General features: G+C 34.9%; 1 protein-coding gene. It reads left to right on the top strand.

The window, feature by feature from the left end:
- Positions 1–223 precede the first annotated feature (223 nt).
- Positions 224–556, top strand: a 333-nt coding sequence (locus GQR46_RS20450) for a transglutaminase N-terminal domain-containing protein (protein ID WP_277344159.1), incomplete at its 3' end; no start/stop codon positions are given.

Genomic DNA, 556 nt, shown 5'->3' with positions numbered 1-556 from the left:
TGGTTTAAATTACACTAAGTTTACTATTTATTGAATTGGTGTGTTTTTCCTATTAATTAGGTCAAAACCTTTATGCATAACGTTGCTTTGTGCAAGAGCCGCGAGTGGATGAACAGTACTACTTAAGCAAGTCTTTTGGTATAAAAATTGCACAAGTGAATTAGTCCAAATAATATTTTCAGCGTTATATTGTGGCCATACATTATTAAAGGGGAATTAATAGATGACAATTACAGTTGGGATTTCGCACCATACTCAGTATAAATACGATCGGTCAGTTAATATGGGGCCGCATATATTCCGATTACGTCCAGCGCCACATAGCCGTACAAAAATTAAAAGTTATTCTTTAAAAATAGTTCCAGAAGATCATTATATAAATTGGCAACAAGACCCTTTTGGTAATTACCAAGCGAGGGTGGTGTTTAACAAGCCAACTACCGAATTTAGTTTTACAGTTGATTTGGTCGCCGAACTAACGGTTATTAATCCTTTTGATTTCTTTTTAGAAGATTACGCCGAAAACTTCCCGTTTGTTTACGATGCTATTTCAAAG

Source organism: Pseudoalteromonas sp. Z1A6, from assembly GCF_011378745.1.
Classification (GTDB): domain Bacteria; phylum Pseudomonadota; class Gammaproteobacteria; order Enterobacterales; family Alteromonadaceae; genus Pseudoalteromonas; species Pseudoalteromonas arctica.
The sequence above is the reverse complement of the archived record's forward strand: the minus strand, read 5'-3'. Positions and strand labels throughout refer to the sequence as shown.